The organism is Edaphobacter aggregans DSM 19364 (genome assembly GCF_000745965.1).
Classification (GTDB): domain Bacteria; phylum Acidobacteriota; class Terriglobia; order Terriglobales; family Acidobacteriaceae; genus Edaphobacter; species Edaphobacter aggregans.
Genome location: NZ_JQKI01000094.1, coordinates 1 through 20,082 on the forward strand (window position 1 = coordinate 1; position 20,082 = coordinate 20,082).

General features: G+C 56.5%; 16 protein-coding genes. 8 read left to right on the forward strand and 8 right to left on the reverse strand.

Annotation, left to right across the window (positions count from 1 at the left end; all coding sequences use genetic code 11):
* Positions 1 to 767: 767 nt before the first annotated feature.
* From Q363_RS23530 to Q363_RS23555, 6 genes are all read right to left on the reverse strand, one after another.
* Entirely contained in the window at positions 768 to 3,056 is a 2,289-nt protein-coding gene (locus Q363_RS23530; RefSeq protein ID WP_051979210.1) for an arylsulfatase, read from the reverse strand.
* A gap of 492 nt (positions 3,057 to 3,548) precedes the next feature.
* Positions 3,549 to 4,655: a vWA domain-containing protein gene (locus Q363_RS23535; RefSeq protein ID WP_051979211.1), complete on the reverse strand. Its 1,107-nt coding sequence runs from the start codon at positions 4,653 to 4,655 to the stop codon at positions 3,549 to 3,551.
* Positions 4,652 to 5,608 carry a hypothetical protein gene (locus tag Q363_RS23540; protein ID WP_035355566.1) on the reverse strand — a complete coding sequence of 319 codons (957 nt, stop codon included), beginning with the start codon at positions 5,606 to 5,608 and terminating at the stop codon, positions 4,652 to 4,654. The genes Q363_RS23535 and Q363_RS23540 overlap by 4 nt, the downstream gene beginning before the upstream one ends.
* Positions 5,605 to 6,507, reverse strand: a complete 903-nt coding sequence (locus Q363_RS23545; protein WP_035355568.1) for an AAA family ATPase — start codon at positions 6,505 to 6,507, stop codon at positions 5,605 to 5,607. The genes Q363_RS23540 and Q363_RS23545 overlap by 4 nt, the downstream gene beginning before the upstream one ends.
* 604 nt (positions 6,508 to 7,111) lie before the next feature.
* Complete coding sequence (locus Q363_RS23550) at positions 7,112 to 9,154, reverse strand: glutaminase family protein (protein WP_035355571.1); 2,043 nt, start codon at positions 9,152 to 9,154, stop codon at positions 7,112 to 7,114.
* A gap of 845 nt (positions 9,155 to 9,999) precedes the next feature.
* A complete protein-coding gene (locus tag Q363_RS23555) occupies positions 10,000 to 10,404 on the reverse strand; it encodes an ACT domain-containing protein (protein WP_051979212.1) in 405 nt (134 codons plus the stop codon).
* Positions 10,405 to 10,728: 324 nt separating this feature from the next.
* On the opposite strand from Q363_RS23555, the gene Q363_RS23560 reads away from it, so the two are divergent.
* From Q363_RS23560 to Q363_RS23575, 3 genes are all read left to right on the forward strand, one after another.
* On the forward strand, positions 10,729 to 11,079 hold the full coding sequence (locus Q363_RS23560) for a PadR family transcriptional regulator (RefSeq protein ID WP_035355574.1): 351 nt from the start codon (positions 10,729 to 10,731) through the stop codon (positions 11,077 to 11,079).
* Positions 11,076 to 11,426 (forward strand): hypothetical protein, encoded by a 351-nt coding sequence (locus tag Q363_RS23565; RefSeq protein ID WP_035355577.1) that lies wholly within the window; start codon positions 11,076 to 11,078, stop codon positions 11,424 to 11,426. Before Q363_RS23560 ends, Q363_RS23565 begins: the two co-directional genes overlap by 4 nt.
* Before the next feature lie 1,067 nt (positions 11,427 to 12,493).
* Entirely contained in the window at positions 12,494 to 13,192 is a 699-nt protein-coding gene (locus Q363_RS23575) for a lipid-binding SYLF domain-containing protein (RefSeq protein WP_035355583.1), read from the forward strand.
* Here the strand turns inward: Q363_RS23575 and Q363_RS46695 are convergent.
* Together Q363_RS46695 and Q363_RS41025 are read right to left on the reverse strand one after the other, a co-directional pair.
* On the reverse strand, positions 13,110 to 13,391 hold the full coding sequence (locus Q363_RS46695; RefSeq protein ID WP_035355585.1) for an HNH endonuclease: 282 nt from the start codon (positions 13,389 to 13,391) through the stop codon (positions 13,110 to 13,112). The two genes, Q363_RS23575 and Q363_RS46695, sit on opposite strands and share 83 nt — an antisense overlap.
* A 106-nt stretch (positions 13,392 to 13,497) precedes the next feature.
* Positions 13,498 to 13,749: a hypothetical protein gene (locus Q363_RS41025; RefSeq protein ID WP_157467430.1), complete on the reverse strand. Its 252-nt coding sequence runs from the start codon at positions 13,747 to 13,749 to the stop codon at positions 13,498 to 13,500.
* Between the two features lie 34 nt (positions 13,750 to 13,783).
* Here Q363_RS41025 and Q363_RS23590 point away from each other — a divergent pair, with 34 nt between their 5' ends.
* The 5 genes from Q363_RS23590 to Q363_RS23610 all read left to right on the forward strand — a co-directional run bounded on the left by Q363_RS23590 (position 13,784) and on the right by Q363_RS23610 (position 19,737).
* A complete protein-coding gene (locus Q363_RS23590; RefSeq protein WP_035355589.1) occupies positions 13,784 to 14,269 on the forward strand; it encodes a Tn3 family transposase in 486 nt (161 codons plus the stop codon).
* A gap of 250 nt (positions 14,270 to 14,519) precedes the next feature.
* Positions 14,520 to 16,544: a family 20 glycosylhydrolase gene (locus tag Q363_RS23595; protein ID WP_035355590.1), complete on the forward strand. Its 2,025-nt coding sequence runs from the start codon at positions 14,520 to 14,522 to the stop codon at positions 16,542 to 16,544.
* 322 nt (positions 16,545 to 16,866) lie between these two features.
* Positions 16,867 to 17,205: a S41 family peptidase gene (locus Q363_RS23600; RefSeq protein ID WP_035355591.1), complete on the forward strand. Its 339-nt coding sequence runs from the start codon at positions 16,867 to 16,869 to the stop codon at positions 17,203 to 17,205.
* Between the two features lie 464 nt (positions 17,206 to 17,669).
* Entirely contained in the window at positions 17,670 to 18,566 is an 897-nt protein-coding gene (locus tag Q363_RS23605) for a tyrosine-type recombinase/integrase (protein ID WP_035355592.1), read from the forward strand.
* On the forward strand, positions 18,547 to 19,737 hold the full coding sequence (locus Q363_RS23610) for an IS91 family transposase (protein WP_035355595.1): 1,191 nt from the start codon (positions 18,547 to 18,549) through the stop codon (positions 19,735 to 19,737). The genes Q363_RS23605 and Q363_RS23610 overlap by 20 nt, the downstream gene beginning before the upstream one ends.
* The last annotated feature ends 345 nt before the right edge of the window (positions 19,738 to 20,082 follow it).

The following is a 20,082-nucleotide window of genomic DNA, read 5'->3' on the forward strand; positions in this document are numbered from 1 at the left end:
ATCCCGGTCGTCACCTTGCCCTTCCTCAGGTGACGAACGCAGGCCACCACCGTCTCCTTGTGAATATCGAGACCGGCGCAATGCGGATGCAGAAGTTCCATCGCTCCTCCTCTGCGCCGCTGGCGTGGAGCCCCGATCGAAGAAATCTAGAAAGCGTGCTCCGGGGCGGTAAACCGCCCGTGGCGACAATCCGGGGTGCTCAAGGGGTTCCGGGTCCGACTGTTACACGGGCTGATGCGCACCAAACTCATACCGACCTCTATGCCCACGACGCGAAAACACTCTACACCAACACGCTTGCACGTTTCATCTATCGCGGGTCGGAAACACCGGTGGGGGACTGTTACGAAACTCTATGCGCAGAATCCATCTCATTGTCGGTGCAACTTCCTGATTGCCGACAATCCGCCCAAGACTCACGATTTGACCTCGATCTCGACTCACTGAGCGTGTATCGCCGTGTTGGCAACAATCGAGAGCAAGCCTCCGCTAGAAAAGCGGCGATTTTAGCAGCGCTCCTCGATCGCGGTACCTCAACCATTGCGCAGCGTAAAAGGAACGAGGCGTCACAGCTGGTTCGGGATCGACTTACTTGGGTCCTTCTGCCACAGGCTCAATTACCCGGACTCTCCGGAACCTTTGACTGTTGTGCTGTCTTTTGTTCAGGGCCGGTTTTTTTTCGTCAATCGTGACCGTGATTTTTTTGATTGTTCCAGTGAAGGCGTTGTCCCAAGGGTCGTAGTCGTCGGTCACTGGCGAGAAGGCGTCTACGCCAACATCCGCTGTTTCGCCTGCAAGTGAGTAGACTGCTCCCATTGTGTGGTCGATACGTCCTTCGCCGACCTTTTCCCATTGACGAAGAGCGTACCTGTTGCTCCTTTGTTGAGTCCGCCGCCGTCGTAGTCGAACTTGAAGGTCACATTGACCTTGCCCTCTGGCAACGGATCGTTTCCGGATATGGTGTATGTGTTTCGCGCGAGCCAGTTGTAGGCATACTTCGGCTTACCATCTTTGACGTAGAGGCTCCAGCCTCCCATTTGGCCGGCCTGGGAGAGGATGACTCCGTTTGCACCGCCTTTAGGAATCTCCAACTCGGCGCTGATGGTGTAGTCCACTCCCTTGGTGTTGATGAATCCGTTCTCCGTCATGTTTGTCATCCCCGGATACAGCGTCAGGGTGGTGCGGCCAAACATCAGATCCGGTCGTCCAGCGACTACTGGGTTCAAGCGTTCGAAGGCCCGGTCATCCAATGGCAGTACGTTGTTCTTCTTGGCCTCGTTGAGCCATAGAGCTTTCAGTTCGACCAGCTTTTGTGGATATTTGGCTGCTACGTCGGTAGCCATTCCGAAGTCATCGGCCACGTGATACAAGTGCCACTTTTCGGTCGCGTAGTCGGCGTGTTCGGGCACCTGGCTCCACGGCGTGATATGGACTGTGATGGCCTCCCAGCCGTCGTGATAGATCATGCGATTGCCCTTGATTTCGTTGTATTGAGTTTCGTGACGTCCCTTTGCCGTGGGGTCATTGAACGTGTACATCAGGCTCGTACCCGACATCGGCATCTGCTTTGCTCCATTCACAACCTTGGGTTCCGGTATTCCGGCCACCTGCAGTACGGTAGGAGCGATGTCTATTACGCTGGAGTACTGCCTGCGCATCGTTCCAGGGTCTTTGATTCCCTTGGGCCAGTGCACAGCCATTCCAGCGTTGTTGCCGCCTCCGAATGGCATCTGGATGCACCATGTCGCTGGCGCTGAACCCGCAACGGCCCAGGCGACTGAGTAGTTCGGGTACGATTTTGGTCCACCATAGTCGTCCAGACGGCTCAGCAGATAGGGAATATCCTCCGGGGCACCGTTGAGCGCGGACCACTCGTTAAAGGTGCCGTTGATGTCGCCGATCGACGATCCGCCGTTGTCACCCGCGATGTAGAAGATCAGGGTGTTGTCGTAGATGTCGAGATCCTTGAGCGTCTGGATCAAGCGCCCGACCTGATAGTCGGCGCTCTCCACGAGGGTGGCGTATACCTCCATCTGTCGTGAGAGAACCTTCTTTGCATCGGACGAGAGGGTGTGCCACCTTGTGATGAATTCGGGGTTTTCGGCAAGTTTCGTGTCAGGTGGAACAATTCCCAGCTTCTTCTGTCTCTCGAGAATCTCGACACGCAGCTGATCCCACCCCTGGTTGAAGTCGCCTTTATAAAGCCCTTTGTCGAGCCAATCCTTCGGAGGCGTATGTGGAGGATGGCCTCCGCTGGAGGAGTAGTACATCAGGAAGGGGCGATCCGGCGTAAGGGACCTGGTGGCCTGGACCCACGCTATCGCCTTGTTGGTCATGTCGGTGTTGAAGTGGTAGTTGGGATCACCGTGCGGCGTCGGCAGCCGTGTCGTTCCGTCGACCAGATTAGGAGCGAGCGAAGATTGTTCGCCGGCTAGGTAGCCATAAAATTTATCCCAACCACTGTGCGCAGGCCAGCGGTCAAATGGACCGCTCACGTTGTATTCATAAGGGGGAAGCTCGTGACTCTTTCCGAAGTAACCGGTGACATAACCCCAGCGACGCACAATCTCGGCGATGGTGGCTACGTTGTCCGGTCGCCTGCCGGTATCTCCGGGGTATGAGGTGGACGAATCGACCACGGTGGCGCCACTCACCAGATGCTGGTTTCGACCTGTCAGAAGTGAGAAGCGAGTAGGTGAGCATAACGCGTTGACGTGAAAGTTGGTATAGAGAAGGCCGGTTTTCGCCAGTTCGTCGAACGCCGGTGTCTTGATCGGTCCTCCCATTGCGTCAGGATCGGCATACGACAACTGATCCATCAAGATAATGACGACGTTGGGCGCTCCCTTCGGGGGAGTCACTTGAAATAGCTTGGGCGGCGGGACTTTCTTGCGGTCGATCTCAGTGATGGGCGCTTGTTTTGGCGGTTCGATTGGCAATACATCCCCCATCTTGGGCTGGGCTGTCTGCGCTGCGAGAATCGGTGACACGAGACAAATCGCAGCCGACACGACAAGCGCATTGATGCGCGTTCTCCTGCTCCTGCTATTAAGCATCGCTTTCCTCCATGATTTTGAGTTGCATCCGATACCTGTCGTCAACGAGAGTGGCCGAGCCGAAAACAATTCACCGTGAGACGCCGCGATCGTTTCTAATTCGCTCATTGTTGCGTTCGACGGACGTGAGAGTTATGTACGGAACTTCATCAACACGACATGGAAAGACTCATGTCGCCCAGCGGCCACTGAGTGTGGCAAGTGCCTTGCGTTGATGCTAAAAAGATAAGCGCCGAGACGAAACCTACGACCGCGAATAGGAAGGCGCACTATAGTCATTTAGCGTCTCCTTGCGTTTGCGTGTTGGAACGCAAACAGTGCTACCCGGAAAAGACTGCAGTGACTAAGCTGCGGCTATTTGTTAGAACAAAACTGACTTTATTTCTTGCCATTACATTAGAACTATTCTTAATTGTTTGTCTATAGGACTTCGGCAACTAACCGGCGAAACTCCAGAGTTCGGGGGTTACTCCAACATGAAATGTGTGAGTTTCACGACTTCGAGACGTATGGCACAATACCGCGCTCGTCCAACCATCGGAAGCAAGGCGCGAAGTTCGTTCCTCCTCCGCCAACCGGGGTAAGCGCGATAGGCTGTCCTGCTTGATAAACCTCCGTCTTATGGACCTCGGTATCGAAGTAGAGCACATGCACTTGGCTCGGCCGTTGACCTTCGAGGATGGAGCGAATCTCCGTCTCAAAGAGTCCTAGCTGGCGCGCATTGACGGATCCTGAGCAATCGACTGCGATGGCGATCTCCCCTGCGCCTTCACACCTGACGCCTGGAAGATAGACGCCTGCCCAGATGTGCCGCCGGTTGAGCGGCATCCAACTGTAGTCAGACGGAATTGTCTCTGACCAGGCGCGGCGCAACAACTCGCGCCAGTCAACGCCAGCCGCCTCCGATTGTTCGAGGCTACGGGCAACGCCTGCCGGCAGCTTACCTGCAAATTTCGCGATGTTCTCTGCCTGCTCGACGGCTATCTTCCATTCCCGCGCCTGTTCTGCAATGGTGTGGCCGTCGTCTCCTGCGGGCTCAGGAGCGTCAAGCACCTGACCAAAGCCACCCGGTGTTGCCGGCACAGTAGGCTCGCCGCCCGCACTCTTGTTGTCGGCTTGTTTTTCGCCCTCTCCGCCTGGGGCAGCACCATCCGGATTCTCTCCTTCCCCATTTGAGCTGTCCTGATCTTGCTGTTCGTCGATCAGGTTGTAGATCCGTTCTGCGCTCATGCCGTGAAAGCGACGCTCGATAAGAGCATCCTTTGGCAGCGTGAGCCCGGCATCCCGGAGTAGAGGGTTGATGGCGTAATCGCATGCCATATTCCAGCGTTCCCGATCACGGTCTCCGCGGCGCGTGTGATGCTGAAGTGCCGGGTGCATGACTTCATGAGCCAGAACTCCGGCCAGCTCTGCCGCGCTCAGCGTCTCGACAAATGCCGGGTTGTAGAACAAGGAGATGCCATCCGTGGTCATGGTCTGAATGGAGCCCGAGGCGCGTTCACCCAAGCGGAAGAGGAGTGAACCGAAGAAAGGATGATCGAGAAGGAGAGCGGTCCGGGCCTTCTGGATCCGGACCGCGGGGGGAAGATGCTTCGTCATGGTGTTGCAGCCTCCATGTATGCCGACATATGCGAGAAGATGTCTTCGACACTTGGCGCGTTCTTCAACATAGGCTTCTCGTGCGGATCGGCTGGGTCTTGCTCACGACCGCGCAGGAGCGCATCCATCTCCGACAAGATCTGCGCGGCGTCCGTAGCGGTGGCAACGCGGAGAATCTCGTTCTTTTTCAGATCGTGCGCGCTGAAGTTGCACAGGCGATCCTTGATCTCCGCCGCAAATCGATTCAGTTCCTTGTCCTGGTTCACATTGAGACGTGGAAGCAGATCGACAAGGTCTAAGACATTGGTGACCAACGATGCGTGGAATCGCGACTCAGGCTCGTTCAGTTTGTCGACCAAGTGTGTGACCACTTCCGTCAACCGCACCCACAGATCCTTGGTCCCACGGTTGAGCGACTGGCGTACGCTCTCGTCGATTTCTCGCGCGACCCGCGCCTGTTCTTCCTCTGACAGCGTCACTCGAAAGTCATTGCCGCTGGGAATCGGAAGCACTTCGAGCTTCACCCCAAACTTTGCCCGCAGCTTTTCTGCCGACGGATAGTCCTCCTCTCGAAAAAGGCCGTTCAACTCGGGACGGACCTGTTCGATGTAGGACGGGTAGACCTCCAGGAACTCCTCAACACTCTGGGAGAAGGCGTATTCAAACTCTCGCATCTGCGTGGTGAGTCCAAAGTAGAAGTGTGCGGGCAGTAGACGATAGCCTTCATCGGACCACGGCAGGGTGATCTTGTAGAAGTGCTGCCGAATCTGTCCAGCGAGCGTCCGTAGTGCGTCAAGCTTCTCTGCACCGCGGAGCAGTTGTTTGTTGTAGCGACCTGCGCCCTCATGCGCGCCGTTTTGGTTGGCAACGTCGCGGCTGGCTTTCCGGTCGTGTTTTACCGCAGTCCAGATACTGATGTGGACTGCGGCCAGCATGGCTCGTTCGGTAATCATTCGAGGACCTCCGCATGTTCAATACCGAACCGAACAAACTCCGGTGTATGGGTGATGCCACGGTTCCGCGCGGCCGCATCGCGTATTGCCAGCACGCGCAGCTCGGTCGGCATGCGGTCGCTCAACAGGATTTCATCGATGGATGGCAGGTCACGAAATAGCCGCAGGAAGGCAACGAACTCCGTCGTGGCTGCGGGCCCAACCGTCCCCTCAAGCAACTGCGCTTCGATCTCAGTGGCTCCCGTGAAGAAGCCACTCTTCTGCCGATGTGCGAAGCCGGTCAATACGTTCGAGGCCATCTCCCAGGAGCGGGGTGTAGGCCACGCATTCACGTCCGACACGGCGTCGGCATCATGCAGGAGCGCCGGCTTGAACCGCAGGAAAGCAACGATCTCCGGACGCAGCCTGGCACGAACCGCCCACTGGCACCAATCTTCGAAGTCCGGCTCGAGGTTTAGGTGGACGAAGCGATTTCGCAGTGGCCTCGGCATGGAGAAGTGCACACCCCGCTCGGAGGCCGGATTGCCAGCGGCCACCACCACCCAACCGTCTGGGAGATGGTATTCACCGAGCTTGCGGTCGAGCACCAGCTGATAGCAGCCCGCCTGTGTCATCTGCGGTGCGGCAGTCAGCTCGTCGAGAAAGAGGATGCCCTTGCCGGAGGTAGGCAGGAATTTCGGTGGCACCCACTCTGCTTGATCTGCGGAGATGCGCGGCAACCCGCGCAGATCGACGGGGTCAAGCTGAACCGCTCGAATGTCGAGGAACTGCCAATCTAAGTCAGAGGCTACCTGTGCAACGATCTGCGATTTACCCACACCGCATGCGCCCCAGATATGCAAAGGCACACGTTCGGCAATAAGCGCGTGTAGCGCTTCGAAGAGCTCAGAGGGTTTCATCGATTGTCCTTTGCGGAGTGATAGGTCAGGCGAGGTTGAGATGGAGTGGAAACGGCGATGCGAATTGCGGCCGCGTCAACGAACAGCTAGGCCGCGAAATTCCAAGAGGCTGGCTCTTTTACATCTTTCCGGAACAGATGCGGCGTTTGTCGGGTAAGTATCCTCCGGCAAAGCCGGAGGCTTTACGATTGCTGGCCCCTCAAAGGGGCCTGATCGCAATCGTGAAAAGCCAAAACCATGCCCCGTCCACTATCTCTTCGACACTTTAAAGTTCAGACACCGCGCTTCCCTGCCCTCCGGCGGCCTGCATCAAACCGTGCATACTCCCGAAACTGTCAAACTTCTACTGCCTCCCCGGCAAAGCCGGGGGAACTCCCGGTTGGATTAGTAATCGAGAGATTCTCGCCTCCGGCGCCACGGAGCACTCTCCACTGACAGAATTCATATACTCGACAAGATCACCCCGTCAGAGACTTCCTCCCTGTTCAACGGTCTACTGCGTCTCAAGACGACAAGGATCAAGCGGTGGGCATTTTATTCGTCGGCTCGCGATTAATCGCCAGGTTTCATGCGGCTCAAGCCCCGTTGAAGCGGGGCTTATTCACTACTCGTGGCCAAGCCCTGACTGCCGCAGCGATCGGATGAAGATGCCTCCCACGACGGACCGCGCCTGAAAGCCCTCCTGCCTGCCAGTCTTCGTGTCGTACCAATCGGTAAGTGGGACACGGGTCGGGGTTTCATCCAGCCACTTTCCCAGCGGGGCAACCAGCGTGCGGAAGGTGGCATCGTCGTCGGCCAGCGTTGCCGTCCACAGCTCCCAGTCGAGCTTTGTATAGTCTTTTCGGTTGTCGAGTGGGAGGCCGTACTGATTGAGCTTTGTCTTGTAGTACGCCAGCTCGGTGTTCTTCACTGACGCAGGAAAGAGCTTCAGCGCGAGCAAGTCGTCCCACACCAGGTTGTACTTCTGGCTCCATGTGTTCGTCGAGTCGAACGCCAGCTTGTAGTGGTCGCCTTCCTTTGCCAGGTCAATCCACTTCTTCGCCATGTCCTTCGACAGAGCCTCGTATTCTCTGGCAAGTCTGTCATCGCCGACCCCCTTTGCCATTTCCGCAAAGGCCCCGAGCGCGTCAATCGCCTTGATGGAGAGGTTTGCATTGTGCGCGAGATGGCCGGCAAAGTCGTCAGTGGAGAGCTGGTTCTCCGGATCAAGCCCCTTGTCCTTCAAATAGACCGCCCACTTGAAAAGCAGCGGCCAGTACTGCTTTGCGAAGTGCCAGTCGCCCTGGGCCCTGCCCATCGCTGCGATCATCAGCAGCATATTGCCGCTCTCTTCCACCGGCATCTGGTCGTCTTCGGTCTTCTCGCCGCCGCCGTAGACCTGGCCGTCGGCCAGCGGATACGTGCCCAAGTCATGCGGCGCAAAGGGGAACTTCCATCTTGGCAGCGCGGCGTACTCCATCACCGGCTTCAGCTGTGCCTCCAGCAGAGCCGGGTTGAAGTAGAGAAAGAACGGCGACGAAGGATAAAGCACGTCGACTGTTGCGATGCAGCCGTTAGAAAGGTTCTCTTTGGGGAACTGCAACGGAGAGCCATCCATATCGGCAGCCAGGCCATTGGCCGCCAGTGTCTGCCGGAAGGCAAGCGTCGCGAGCCGTGCATAGACTACCCCGCCATCCTTCGTGAGCTTCGCTGTGAGCTGTTTGTCGTATGCATCGGACTTCGACACCGCCGATGCATACCCTTGCATCGCCTCGATGAGCATTGCCTGCACCGTCTTGCCATTGCGCGCCCAGTAGGGCCTGAGACGGCGGTTCAGATATTCGATTGCGAGAGGCTGCGTGAACGCAAGACCGACATGCCGCTCGAAGGCCTGCGATTCGCTCACCTGTAGCTTCTCTGTCACGGCCAGCAGCGGGGCGCGATTGGCCTGCCGAGGCTGATCGAGATCGTCGTCGTACGGGATGCCGCCCGTCTTGAGAAATTCGGCCTGCGAGTCGGCAGCGGTTGAAGTCATCGCCTGCGAGTCGGCCGGCACGACAAGGTGGAAGTATCCCCAGTCGGCGCGAAGATTGTCGCCGGCCCGGACGAGTGCCCGCTGTTCCGAGGAACCGACGCTCAAGATTTCCATATTGCCGACCCTGCCGCGGCGCCACGTCACCTGCTGATCCACGGAATCAACCGCGATGCGCGCATCTACCCCCAGGTAGAGCTCGATTGAGTGCGGCTTTCCGTCGGTTGCGGCGGCCTTCCATGTGAGATAGGTCACCGGCTGCGCGAGCAAGTCGAGATCCGTAGGGATACTGGGCGAGAGAAACGTCGCCTGCAATCGAACTCCCGCCACCTCAAACGTGTACTCCGTCTGCGTCGGCGTGACCTGCAATCCTGTCTGCTTCATAGCTGGAGTTGCGCCAGAACTGCGGCCCATCCAACGGTACGGTGTGCCATCAATACGGGCGAAACCACGCATCGGCATCTCGGTGCCGGTCCAATGCTTCGTATTTTGGTCGGTAAGATTGTCTGCCATCGACCAGACGCTGAAGTAGGGATCAAAGGCGATGAGAGGAGTGGCGGGGTTGCGCTCGTTTTGAGCTGTTGCGAATGGAGAAATAGCAAGAAGGGCAGCCAGGGCAAGGGTCTTCAGAGCCATGCAGAGCAGGCTACCGTATAGTCCTCATGTACCGCCACTCTGTATATGCAGAACACATGAGTGAAATGCGTCGAACGAAGACAAAGATTGGTACCCGGCCAGGTTCCAGTAATACGTAAGCGGTCTATCGTGGAATGCTGCGGCTTTTGTCTTATCTTCGGATCGCTTCCGGATTGACCATTACTCCCCCGGAGCCGGAAGATTGGAGGTCCCCTGATGCGCTTGGAAGCCGGTCACTGAGTAACTCGGAGATCATCTCCCAAGGTGGCGACTCCTGTTCTGAGCCGAGCCGCGCCCAGGAAACCTGATAACGCTGGATGAGAAGTCGGCTGCACGCGGAAGTGATCTTTTTGCGGGCGATTGGCGACGCCTCTCGGGATTTGCCTGGGATAGATGGGATCGACATACCCATGAAGTGCCAGATGTAGCACTTGATATTGATCAAGTGGCAGTGCCTTGAACCGTGTCTAGATTGCTTCAGCTCCGAGCAGGATTGTGCTTGGGTTAGGAAGATCGGCTCCTGCAGTTTCCACCTCCTTCTTACTCTCCGGAAGCGGCACGAATGCGCTCTCCTGCGTCCATCCACCGCTCGCAGAACACGTTCAAGGGGTGATGGCTTCACTTGCGTCCAAGCCGCCACACCCACGTACGGCTGGGAAAAGTTGAACATCGGTAGGAAATACATCATCAATGACTCGGCGATTATGCATCAATCGAGAGCAACGTCCTGGCTGAACCTGCTACCCATCAAACCAAAACGCGATTGTTGATTCAGTCGATTAAGAGTCGGGGCAAAAAGAGAAGCCCAGGCGGGAATGCCTGGGCTTTGGCAAAACTGAAGAATCCTATGCGGCTGCGGCGGCTACCTGGTCGAGGATCTTCGATGCCTGGCCGGCGTCCGCAACCCCGAAAATCACCACCGGCGCGTTCGTTCCCGGCTCGATTCCAGCATAGGCATAGTTGATGTTGATGTTTCCTTCACCGAGTTTCGCGGCCGCGCCGGCCAGCGCCCCGGAACGGCTCGGGAGCTTCGCTTCCGCTACCTGCGTTTCCGTGTGGGTAGTGTGCTCGGATTCCAGCACCGCTTCCGTTGCGTTGGGGTTATCTGTCACGAGCCGGAACGTGCTCTTGCCCTTTTCGTCCGGATTCGACTGGAATGCGACGATGTTCACACCTTGGTCAGAGAGGGCCCGGCAGAGCTTACCCAGAGTGCCGGGGCGATCTTCCAAGTGGACGGTGAATTCTTTCATAGTTGGCATGACTCACCTCCATCTGGCAGATATCTGCCAGAACAAAATGCTACGCCGAGCCCCATCGCATTTCAATCGGCGGCTGCAGGGGATTTAACACCGGCTCTGCCGGAAGAGCGGATCCGTTCGCATTTTGGTGATCCCTGGGCGGAATATCCTCAACCTGTCCCAGCCCTTTTGCCGAGGCGGCAGTGAATGCCTGGCAGAGAATAACCCGCCCTTAGCCCTGATAGGGTCCTATCGTTTCCCATTCCTGATCGCTTCGAAGGACGCCCGAAAGCAAAAGATTGACAAGTATTCGGAATCCGATATATTGTCTTCCGAATGCCCGACAACTACGAACACCTCCTTCCGCTCTCTCCAGCTACGCTCCACGTTCTGCTGGCGCTTACCCGTGAGGACCTGCATGGATACGGCATCATGCTCGAGGTCATCCGGCAATCTGCCGGCGGCTACAAGATGGGACCTGGAACTCTCTACGACAATCTGAAGAAGCTAATGAAGCTGGGTCTCGTGGACGAATGCACCGAGGACAATTGCCCCGCCCCGGCACGTCGCCTCTATCACCTGAACGAGGCGGGAAGGGCCGTTCTAGCTGCTGAGACAGAGCGCCTCACAGAAGTACTCCGCGAGGCAAGGCGGTGTCTGCGTTTGAGCGAAGGGAGGCAGGGATGAATCGCATACGTCTCGCCGTGTATAAGCTGCTCCTAAGACTGCATCCTGCAGAGTTCCGCATCCGATTTGCTGAGGAGATGATCCTCGACTACCAGGAGGATCTGCGCGATACGAGCGACTCTGCTCTTTACTGGGACGCAATGCTTTCGCTTGGACGTCAATGGATGGATTCCATCTCGCCGGCGAGTGGATCGAGAGCGCGCACCGACAACTCTTTATTAGGTGGCCAGTACGCGGTTGTCTGCCAAGGTGGGCTAACGCTTTTCGATCTAATCAGTCTCGCGGTGATCATTGTAGCGAAGCTTGATTTTCATTCCCAAAGGCTACCACTCGAGAGGGCGGCGTGATTCTGTCTTAAGATTCAGCAACGTTGCGGCGCCGTGGCATTACATGAATGCGGAGGTCTGCTATTTCGATCTCAAGGAAGAACGTTTCTACAGGGCCGAGAGTCTGTCTGTGTCCATCGAGCATAAGCGCTCCGCACAATCTCGCCTGTAACGAATCGATCTGTGACGTGATCGCTGCCATGCGACCTTCGGGGTTGGTGCGAATGCGCTTCAAAAATCGAGTCTACGCGCTATTCTGCATTTTGGGCGGTAACGCGACGCGGACAGTCTCGACATGTGCGGCGATGTTCAACCATCAAGTCGACAGCCGTTTCCCACTCCAGCTTAGCCCTATCGAATCTGAGCCACCGTCCAAGCGCACCGAAATCATAAAGTGCACCCTCGGAATTCACGCGCTCGTGCATAGCATTGTGGAACTTCCTTCGAAGTTCCAAGCATACAGGGTCGAGGATCTCCGCCATGCTAAACGTTGGTGCAAAAGGTTGGGTGGGTGCGAGTGTCTTGGTGTTCTTCTTAGTTGAAGAACCCAGCTTTGCTTGTAGCGCCAGATGCAAATCTAATGATGTCATGAATCCTCTTGGGGAAGCGTTAGTTCGGTCGCGAAGCCTTACGACCACCTTTGACCGACATAGCACTTAACGCGCCTCCAAAACATTGGAGAATGCTAAGTCCACGAGTGAAATTACTTCTCGGTGTGTAAGTTAGATGCCACCTGAGGGTTGGCGATTCTGTCGAATCTACAAGTGACGTACAAATACGCCCTGTCTGGGAGGCGTTGACAAGGCATCAGCCACATGATCGCTCGCTTCCCTCTAAGGTCAAACGCTAGCTTATGCATATCGGATCAAGCACTTGCCCGAAATCGGCTGCACGGGAGTAGGCGCGCCATGTTGTAATCTGCCGCGGCCCCGGTGATGTCAATTCAAGCAACTGTATTGACATAAGCTACGTCGTATCCGTGCGGGTACGTTTCGGCACAGCCTGAATCGCGAGCCGTTCCGAACCTTTAGTGCTGTGATTGTAGGTTTTGTTGGTCCGCGAGCCGACGGCAAAGCGAAGGAGAAGAGATGAAAACGATCAAAGGAATTGCATGTTTGTCGCTCGGCTTAATGCTGGCGGTGCCGGCATTCTCTCAGGAAAAAGAGGAGGACCGCGTGAAGGAGGCTGGGGAGGTCGTGAAGGAGATTCTCGATGCTCCGGACAAGGGAATACCGAAGGACCTGATCGATAAGGCGGAATGCGTTGTCGTCTATCCGTCGGTCAAGAAGGCGGCCTTCGTCGTGGGCGGAAGCTATGGCCGCGGCGTCATGACGTGCCGCAGGGGACCACATTTGACCGGTCCTTGGAGCGCGCCGACGATGATGGCTCTGGAAGGAGGGAGCTTCGGTCTCCAGATCGGTGGAGAGGCGACTGACTTTGTTCTCCTGATCATGAACGAAAAGGGCGCAAAGTCAGTGCTGTCCAGCAAGGTCAAGCTTGGCGGCGACGCCTCTGCCGCAGCTGGCCCGGTCGGCCGCACTATTACCGCCGAAACGGATGTCGTGATGAAGGCCCAGATCCTTTCGTGGTCGCGCACTCGGGGTCTCTTCGCCGGCGTCTCTCTCGCAGGATCGACCATCCGCGCCGACGACGGAGCCAACAAGAACATCTATGGCAAGGAGATCTCAGGCCAGGACATCGTCTTCAAACATCAGGTTCCCGCTCCACCGTCGGCAACCGTGCTGCTGAGGGAGCTGAACAAGGTCTCGCCGCACCACAAGGCATGATCGCGGAGTCGTTCCGGTGATCCTGAGCGGTCTTTACTCGATGACATGCACGGCAAAGGCTCTGGAGGTTAATCATATCGAGTCGCCGCTCAGGTGCCATGCGAATCGGTTCAACATGATCAACATCCTGCGCTGCAATCGCTGCTACGATCGGCTCGGCATGGACATCCAAACCCAAAAATCGTAACTTTTCCTGCATGACCGGCTCCCTTCCGCTTGTTGCTCTGAGCTATGCGTCATTCTGAACTCATCGCCTAACCCACGATCAGCGCGCATCGATGCCGGTCACTCCATATTGACTGTTGTCACGATTTGAGAACTTTGCGCCACCGATTGCTTCCAAGGAACCGCTTCTCACTTCTAACTTCAAAGCTCAGGACATCTTCAACGCCTCGCAACTCCTTTACACCGCCGACGCAGACGCGATCCTCCTGCGCGGCCGTCTCATGATCACCCTCCTCAGCCTGGGGGTTTTTGCATAACGCCCCGAAAAGGGTCAATTCAGATTCAAGGGTGAGTGATAGGGAGTTTGAGGTGCGGCAGAGAGCCTTTGCCATGTTACTCAGGACTGCCGCCTAACCCACGGCAACATTGAGCGCCCATGCTCGCAACAATCGGACGAAACGCGCCCTCTGGGAATACGACAGCATTCACCGCAGCCTCTATCTGCTTAACTATATTGACTCCCCTTCCTTGCGGCAGAACGTCCAAAAGGCGGTCAACAGGGATGAAAACTACCACCAGTTGCGACGATCTGTCTCCTTCGCCAGCTTTGGCAAGCTCCGCTTCAAGACCGATTATGAACACGATCTGTGGTCTGAGTGCAGCCGCCTGATCTCCAACTGCATCATCTTTTACAACGCCTCCATCTTGTCTCGTCTCCTGGAACACAAGCACAAAGCGGGACAGATGCAAGGCATCGACGAAATTAAGAACATCTCACCGATTGCCTGGCAGCACATCAATCTCCATGGGCGTTACGAATTCCAGAAACAGCCGGACCTCCTCAGCCTGGACGCCATCATTCAGGGATTGACGGAATGGGCACCCCAGCGAGACGCTGCATCAGCAGCTTGAATCTGAATTGAACCTTTTCGGGGCGTTATGCAAAAACCCCCGAGATGTTTCCTGCGTGGTTGGGAGAAGACGATCTGGCGGAATTTGGAGCCTATCGTGAGCATCCCGAACTTTGATGAGGAGCGGCGTCTCTTATGTATGGACTATAACTGGTGCAGGCCTGGCTGACGGCTCTGCTCCTGCACAAAATGGATCGCGGCGATCTCACCATCACGCTATCCGGCCTACTTTGTTTTCTGGAGATGTCATCTTGACGAATGCTCGTTTAACTGGTTTCTGGTGTTGTTCTTTATTGGCTGTTTCCACGCTGAGCCTTTCTGGTCATCTCTTCGCCCGGGAAAAGAGTCCACTGGCAGTCATGCCTGAACCTGCGCATGTGGCGCAGGGGGAGGGCGAATTCTTCATCGATGGAAACTTTGGCATAACGATAAAGGGCTACGATGAACTTCGTCTGGCGCGCGCGCAGCAACGATTCCTCGATATCCTCTCGAAGGAAACCGGTATTCCGTTTAAGCGCGAAGCAGTTGCCACCCAGTCGCACTTCATCATTCAAACTGCTGGACCCAGTGCAGCGGTTCAACAACTCGGCGAGGATGAATCCTACCACCTCACGATTTCAACCACCGATGTTGAGTTGAAAGCTCCGAATCCGCTGGGCGTGCTTCGCGGCCTGCAGACTTTTCTGCAACTGGTCCGGATCAATGAACAAGGCTTCAGCGTTCCCGTCGTCACAATCGATGACGCGCCGCGTTTTCCGTGGCGTGGATTGCTGATTGACTCTGGACACCGTTTCGTTCCCATCCCCGCGGTTAAGCGCAATCTGGACGCGATGGAGGCAGTAAAGCTGAATGTCTTCCACTGGCGATTCGCAGACGACCAGGGATTTCATATCGAGAGCAAGAAGTTTCCGCTACTGCAAGAGAAGGCATCCAGCGGACTCTATTACTCCCAGGACGAAGTCCGCGAAATTGTTGCGTACGCTCGCGACCGCGGCATCAGGGTAGTTCCGGAGTTCGATATGCCTTGCCACGCGAAATCATGGTTCCAGGGTTACCCTGACCTGTCCGGTGGCAAAGACCCTTCCCAAAGCTCGGCCATGGATCCATCGCGCGAAAGCACTTACAAGCTTCTTAATGGATTTATTGGAGAGATGTCTGCGCTATTCCCCGATTCCTACTTTCATACAGGGGGCGACGAATGCGACATGAAAGAGTGGGAAAGCAATCCGCGGATCCGAGAGTACATGCAGGCGCATTCGATTAAGGATGGCGCAGCCCTTCAGGTACGTTTCACTGCCAGGATCCAGAAGATCGTTGCCGCCCACAAGAAAATCATGGAAGGATGGGACGAAGTTCTGCAGCCCGACACTCCAAAGGACGTTGTGATTCAATCCTGGCGAGGGCCACGCTCATTGGCGGAGGCCGCACGAAGCGGCAACCGAGGCGTGCTCTCGTCTGGGTATTACATCGATCTGAATCAGTCAGCGGAAGAACATTACCTGGTCGATCCTCTAGGAGACAACACTGCCGCGTTGACACCGGAGCAGAAGAACCGTGTTCTTGGCGGCGAGGCCACCATGTGGACAGATATTGTCGATGCCGACAACATGGACAATCGAATCTGGCCGCGCACCGCCGCGATCGCCGAGCGCTTGTGGTCTCCAGAGCAGATAAAGGATGTCGACTCGATGTACCAACGGCTCGCAATCGTTTCGCAGAAGCTCGAGTACTACGGCCCGCGCCACCGCCTCATCACCGAAGAAATGCTGCAGCGCATGAGCGGCGATCCCAATCCCGAAGCGCTCAAGGTGCTTGCGGCTGTCGTGCAGCCTCCCAGGATGTATGAGCGTCAGCAACTGCGAGGCGATTTTACTGTGCTCAACCGTCTTGATGATGCCGTGTCCCCCGAGAGCGATACAGCGCGTGAATTTGATGTCATTGCACAGAGGATCAGCTCAGGAACAGCAACTGCTCAGGATTGGCAGCAGGCTCGTGCATGGCTTGAACTTTGGAGGGACAACGATGCGAAGCTGCAACCAATGCTGAAGCGCTCGTTTCTGACCCAGGATTTGGCGCCCGTATCGAGTAACTTGCGCCGCATTGCAGAGATTGGCCTGCAAGCCCTGGATGATCTGCACGAGCACCATTCGGTTAACGCAGGTTTGAGGCAGCGAAATATCGAATTCCTCAAATCTGTGGCAAAGCCGCAGGCAGTGCTGCTCCTGATGCCAGCTACGTCCGTAGAAAGACTCGTGCAGGCTTCCAAAACCCAGTAATGTTAGGCATCTTCATGCGACGGCGACCGTGCTCAGAGTTCGTCGTAGTAAAACCCGCAATCTCCGCACGCCGTCGTCGAGACATAGGCGCGCGCACCGGCGTTGCGTCTTGCTCGACGACAGGAAGCGATCCTAAGTCACACCCCAGACTGGATACTGCTCACGCTCAACAACCGGTGCGCCGTTATACGTGGGTAGTACGTGGGTAGTTTAAGCGGACGATTGATCACCATTCGACCTGGCTCATTCATCGCCGAGAACGTATCCACACCCGGACCATCCAAGAGATAAGCTCCGACGAAGCGCGCCCTGGCGCTCAGACGTGGCACACCTGTCGCAAAGCCAGGCCGAGTTCACAGCAATGGCGTTTCGTGCTTCGCCACATGCAACCGTGGTTGGCAGTACGACGGCAGGAGCAGACGGGAACGTCTCGCCCTTCGCCTTGCCTGGCGGATTGCACACCATGATCAGCGGAATCGGTGTCTTCTATCCGGATAAGAGACCGACACAACGAATCGGGATTGTTCCAGATCGAATTGTGACCCCCACAATCGAAGGCATCCGTGCTGGCAGAGATGAGGTATTGGAAGAGGGTGTGCGCCAGATCCTCGGAGCGGAAACTCCCCTCATGGTCAATCAGAGGATGATCGTGAAGAGATAAGAGGGGATGCATTGCCTGAAAGTCCGGATCTTGGTAACTACGATTCTCCGTTCTTGAGAACAGGCGTGGCTGTTGAAAAACTCATACCTGGAAAACTCGCAAAGAAATCATCTCGCGAGGATGCCCTACAAGCGATTTTCTCGGGCCGGGTAGACATTTTCTATCACCGGATTCGAGACCGTTTTCGCAGAAAACGAGTTTTCAACAGCCACAGGCCACTTCACTTACTGAGAAGGTTAGGCTGATCCATCAACGATTGGTCAACTCCGAATTGGTCAACTCCTGGATCGTCGGCTACTCCGTCGATAACCCGTCGGCTAACCTCTCCGGACCGATTCGAATCGGAAGACACCGTAAGGTGCGGGTTGCCCGTCAGAACGAAGCCGCTGGCGCGGCGGACGCTGCCGCGTGGGTGTCCCCGAGCATTGATGCCGATGTAGGGTGTGGGTCACGAGGAGGTTCCCGTGACCCATCTACGCAAAATCATGCTGGAAGAACTCCAGCGCCGTAATTACTCCGCGTCTACCACACGCTATTACATTCGCCATGTAGAAGCTTTTGCCCGGCACTTCCAGTGCTCCCCCGACCGCCTGGGCCCGCAGCATATTCGGGAGTATCAAGCTCACCTCTTTACAAGGCAGAAGTTGTCACCCGGAGCGGTAACGAACCATCTGTGTGCATTGCGGTTTTTCTACATCCAGACGCTTAAGAAGCCGTGGAGCATTGCCGATACTCCGTATCCCAAGAAGACCCATCGTTTACCGGGGATTCTCAGCCAAGAAGAAGTGGCGCAGCTCATCGACGCCGCGCACACTCCTTTTCATCGCACTCTGCTCATGACCCTCTATGCCACTGGCGTTCGCAACGCCGAGCTGACTCGCCTGAAGATCAGCGACATCGACAGCCGGCGGATGGTGATTCACATTCAAGGCGGCAAGGGACGTCAGGATCGGGATGTGATGCTCAGTCCTAAACTTCTCGAGGAACTTCGCTCGCACTGGCTGCGCTTGCGGAGAAAATCCAGCATTTGGCTCTTCCCCGGCAACCGTTGGCACAGCGGGGATCTGCCCATCGATACCAAAACTCCGCGTCATGCCTGTCAGCAAGCTGCCCAGCGGGCTGGCATCAAGAACAAGGTTTATCCCCACGTGCTTCGTCACTGCTTCGCAACCCATTTGCTGGAAGCGGGCGCCGATCTCTACACCATTCAGATCCTGCTAGGCCATCACGATCTAAAAGAGACCGCCATCTACCTGCACCTTTCGCAACGCCACCTCCATGCCACCGCCAGTCCCCTGGACTCGCTCAAGTTGAATGCATGCTCACCGCAGGAGGAAATCGATGAGTCGGCCACTGTTTGAGGTGGCCGATTTGATCCGCAGCGCAGGTACTGCATTCGTCGAGCGCAATCGCAAGTGGATTCGATGGCAGCACATTAAAGTGCTACTGGCCATCGCCCGCTGTCGCACATCCGCACTCGGCGGACATATCGATGCATGCACCCGCTGCGGCCATCGCGCCACCATCTCCTACAACAGTTGTCGCAATCGCCACTGCCCGAAGTGTCAGACGGCGGCCCGCGAACTCTGGATCGAGGCGCGGCGCCGCGAACTTCTCCCCATCCCCTACGTCCATGTGGTCTTCACCCTGCCCTCGCAACTAGCTATGCTAGCCCTGCAGAACAAGAAGATCATCTACGACCTACTGCTCCGCGCCAGCGCAGAGACTCTTCTCGAAGTAGCTCGCGATCCCCGGCTTCTCGGTGCAGAGATCGGTTTCTTCAGCGTGCTACACACCTGGAATCAGAAGCTCGGCATCCATCCCCACGCCCACTGCGTCGTTCCCGCCGGAGGGCTTTCGCTCGATCACACCCACTGGATTCCATCCCGGCCCCGTTACTTTCTCCCTGTCGAGGTGCTCCGAGAGGTATTCCGCGGCAAGTTTGTTGACGGTCTTGAACATGCCTTCCGGCAGCATCAACTCCACTTCTCCGGCGATCTGTCTCTGCTCGTTCAGCCGAAGATATTCGCTTCCTGGGTACGCACACTATTTCGCAAGCACTGGGTGGTCTATTCGAAACCACCCTTCGGAGGCCCCGAACATGTGCTGCAGTACCTGGGACGCTACACCCATCGCGTGGCCATTTCCAACCATCGCCTTATCGGGTTCGAGAACGGCCAGGTCATCTTTCGGTGGCGGGATTCGGCACACCACAACAAACAAAAACGCATGACCTTATCCCTCGATGAGTTCCTGCGCCGCTTCCTTCTGCATGTGCTCCCAAAAGGCTTCGTCCGTATCCGCAACTTCGGGTTCCTCGCCAACCGTCGGCGCTCCATTCTGTTGCCCCTATGCTTGCAGGTACTGGGCGCGCTTCAACAATCGGAGATACAACCAACATCGGCTCCGAAGCAATCCCGCCCACTCCGCTACTGCCCCAAGTGCGGCGGCCCTATGGTGGTCGTCGAAAGAATCTCCACGATCCAGATGCAACCACGTTCTCCACCACTGCTCCTCACCGCCGCCGCATGAAGTCATCGAGCCCATCTCGGAAACTCCGCGTGCTTCACCACGCTCAGCCCACGTGTGCTCCTCCATCTAATCCATCGCTTCTTTTCACGACCTTCTATGCGCCAGTAGCTACCACTTTCCGGCCCTCACCGACTCTCCTACCTCTGCTCCTCCAATCTCCTCCTCAATTCGCGAATCCAAACGTGTCCCGCTTCGCCCACACTGCATTCAAAACCCATAATTCCTGCAGCCTCACCGCATCCGCCGCGCCAGCGGCTTCCTTCTGACGGCTTTATCGAACGCGCACCAAAACCCTGCGCTCTCAACTTGGCCCCGCATGGCGCGCCTCCGATAAAGCACTAACGT

Excerpts from the sequence above, each read along its gene's own strand:
- Q363_RS23530 (WP_051979210.1), bottom strand. The coding sequence starts at position 3,056 with ATGCTTAATAGCAGGAGCAGGAGAACGCGCATCAATGCGCTTGTCGTG.
- Q363_RS23535 (WP_051979211.1), bottom strand. The coding sequence starts at position 4,655 with ATGACGAAGCATCTTCCCCCCGCGGTCCGGATCCAGAAGGCCCGGACC.
- Q363_RS23540 (WP_035355566.1), bottom strand. The coding sequence starts at position 5,608 with ATGATTACCGAACGAGCCATGCTGGCCGCAGTCCACATCAGTATCTGG.
- Q363_RS23545 (WP_035355568.1), bottom strand. The coding sequence starts at position 6,507 with ATGAAACCCTCTGAGCTCTTCGAAGCGCTACACGCGCTTATTGCCGAA.
- Q363_RS23550 (WP_035355571.1), bottom strand. The coding sequence starts at position 9,154 with ATGGCTCTGAAGACCCTTGCCCTGGCTGCCCTTCTTGCTATTTCTCCA.
- Q363_RS23555 (WP_051979212.1), bottom strand. The coding sequence starts at position 10,404 with ATGAAAGAATTCACCGTCCACTTGGAAGATCGCCCCGGCACTCTGGGT.
- Q363_RS23560 (WP_035355574.1), top strand. The coding sequence starts at position 10,729 with ATGCCCGACAACTACGAACACCTCCTTCCGCTCTCTCCAGCTACGCTC.
- Q363_RS23565 (WP_035355577.1), top strand. The coding sequence starts at position 11,076 with ATGAATCGCATACGTCTCGCCGTGTATAAGCTGCTCCTAAGACTGCAT.
- Q363_RS23575 (WP_035355583.1), top strand. The coding sequence starts at position 12,494 with ATGAAAACGATCAAAGGAATTGCATGTTTGTCGCTCGGCTTAATGCTG.
- Q363_RS46695 (WP_035355585.1), bottom strand. The coding sequence starts at position 13,391 with ATGCAGGAAAAGTTACGATTTTTGGGTTTGGATGTCCATGCCGAGCCG.
- Q363_RS41025 (WP_157467430.1), bottom strand. The coding sequence starts at position 13,749 with ATGGCAAAGGCTCTCTGCCGCACCTCAAACTCCCTATCACTCACCCTT.
- Q363_RS23610 (WP_035355595.1), top strand. The coding sequence starts at position 18,547 with ATGAGTCGGCCACTGTTTGAGGTGGCCGATTTGATCCGCAGCGCAGGT.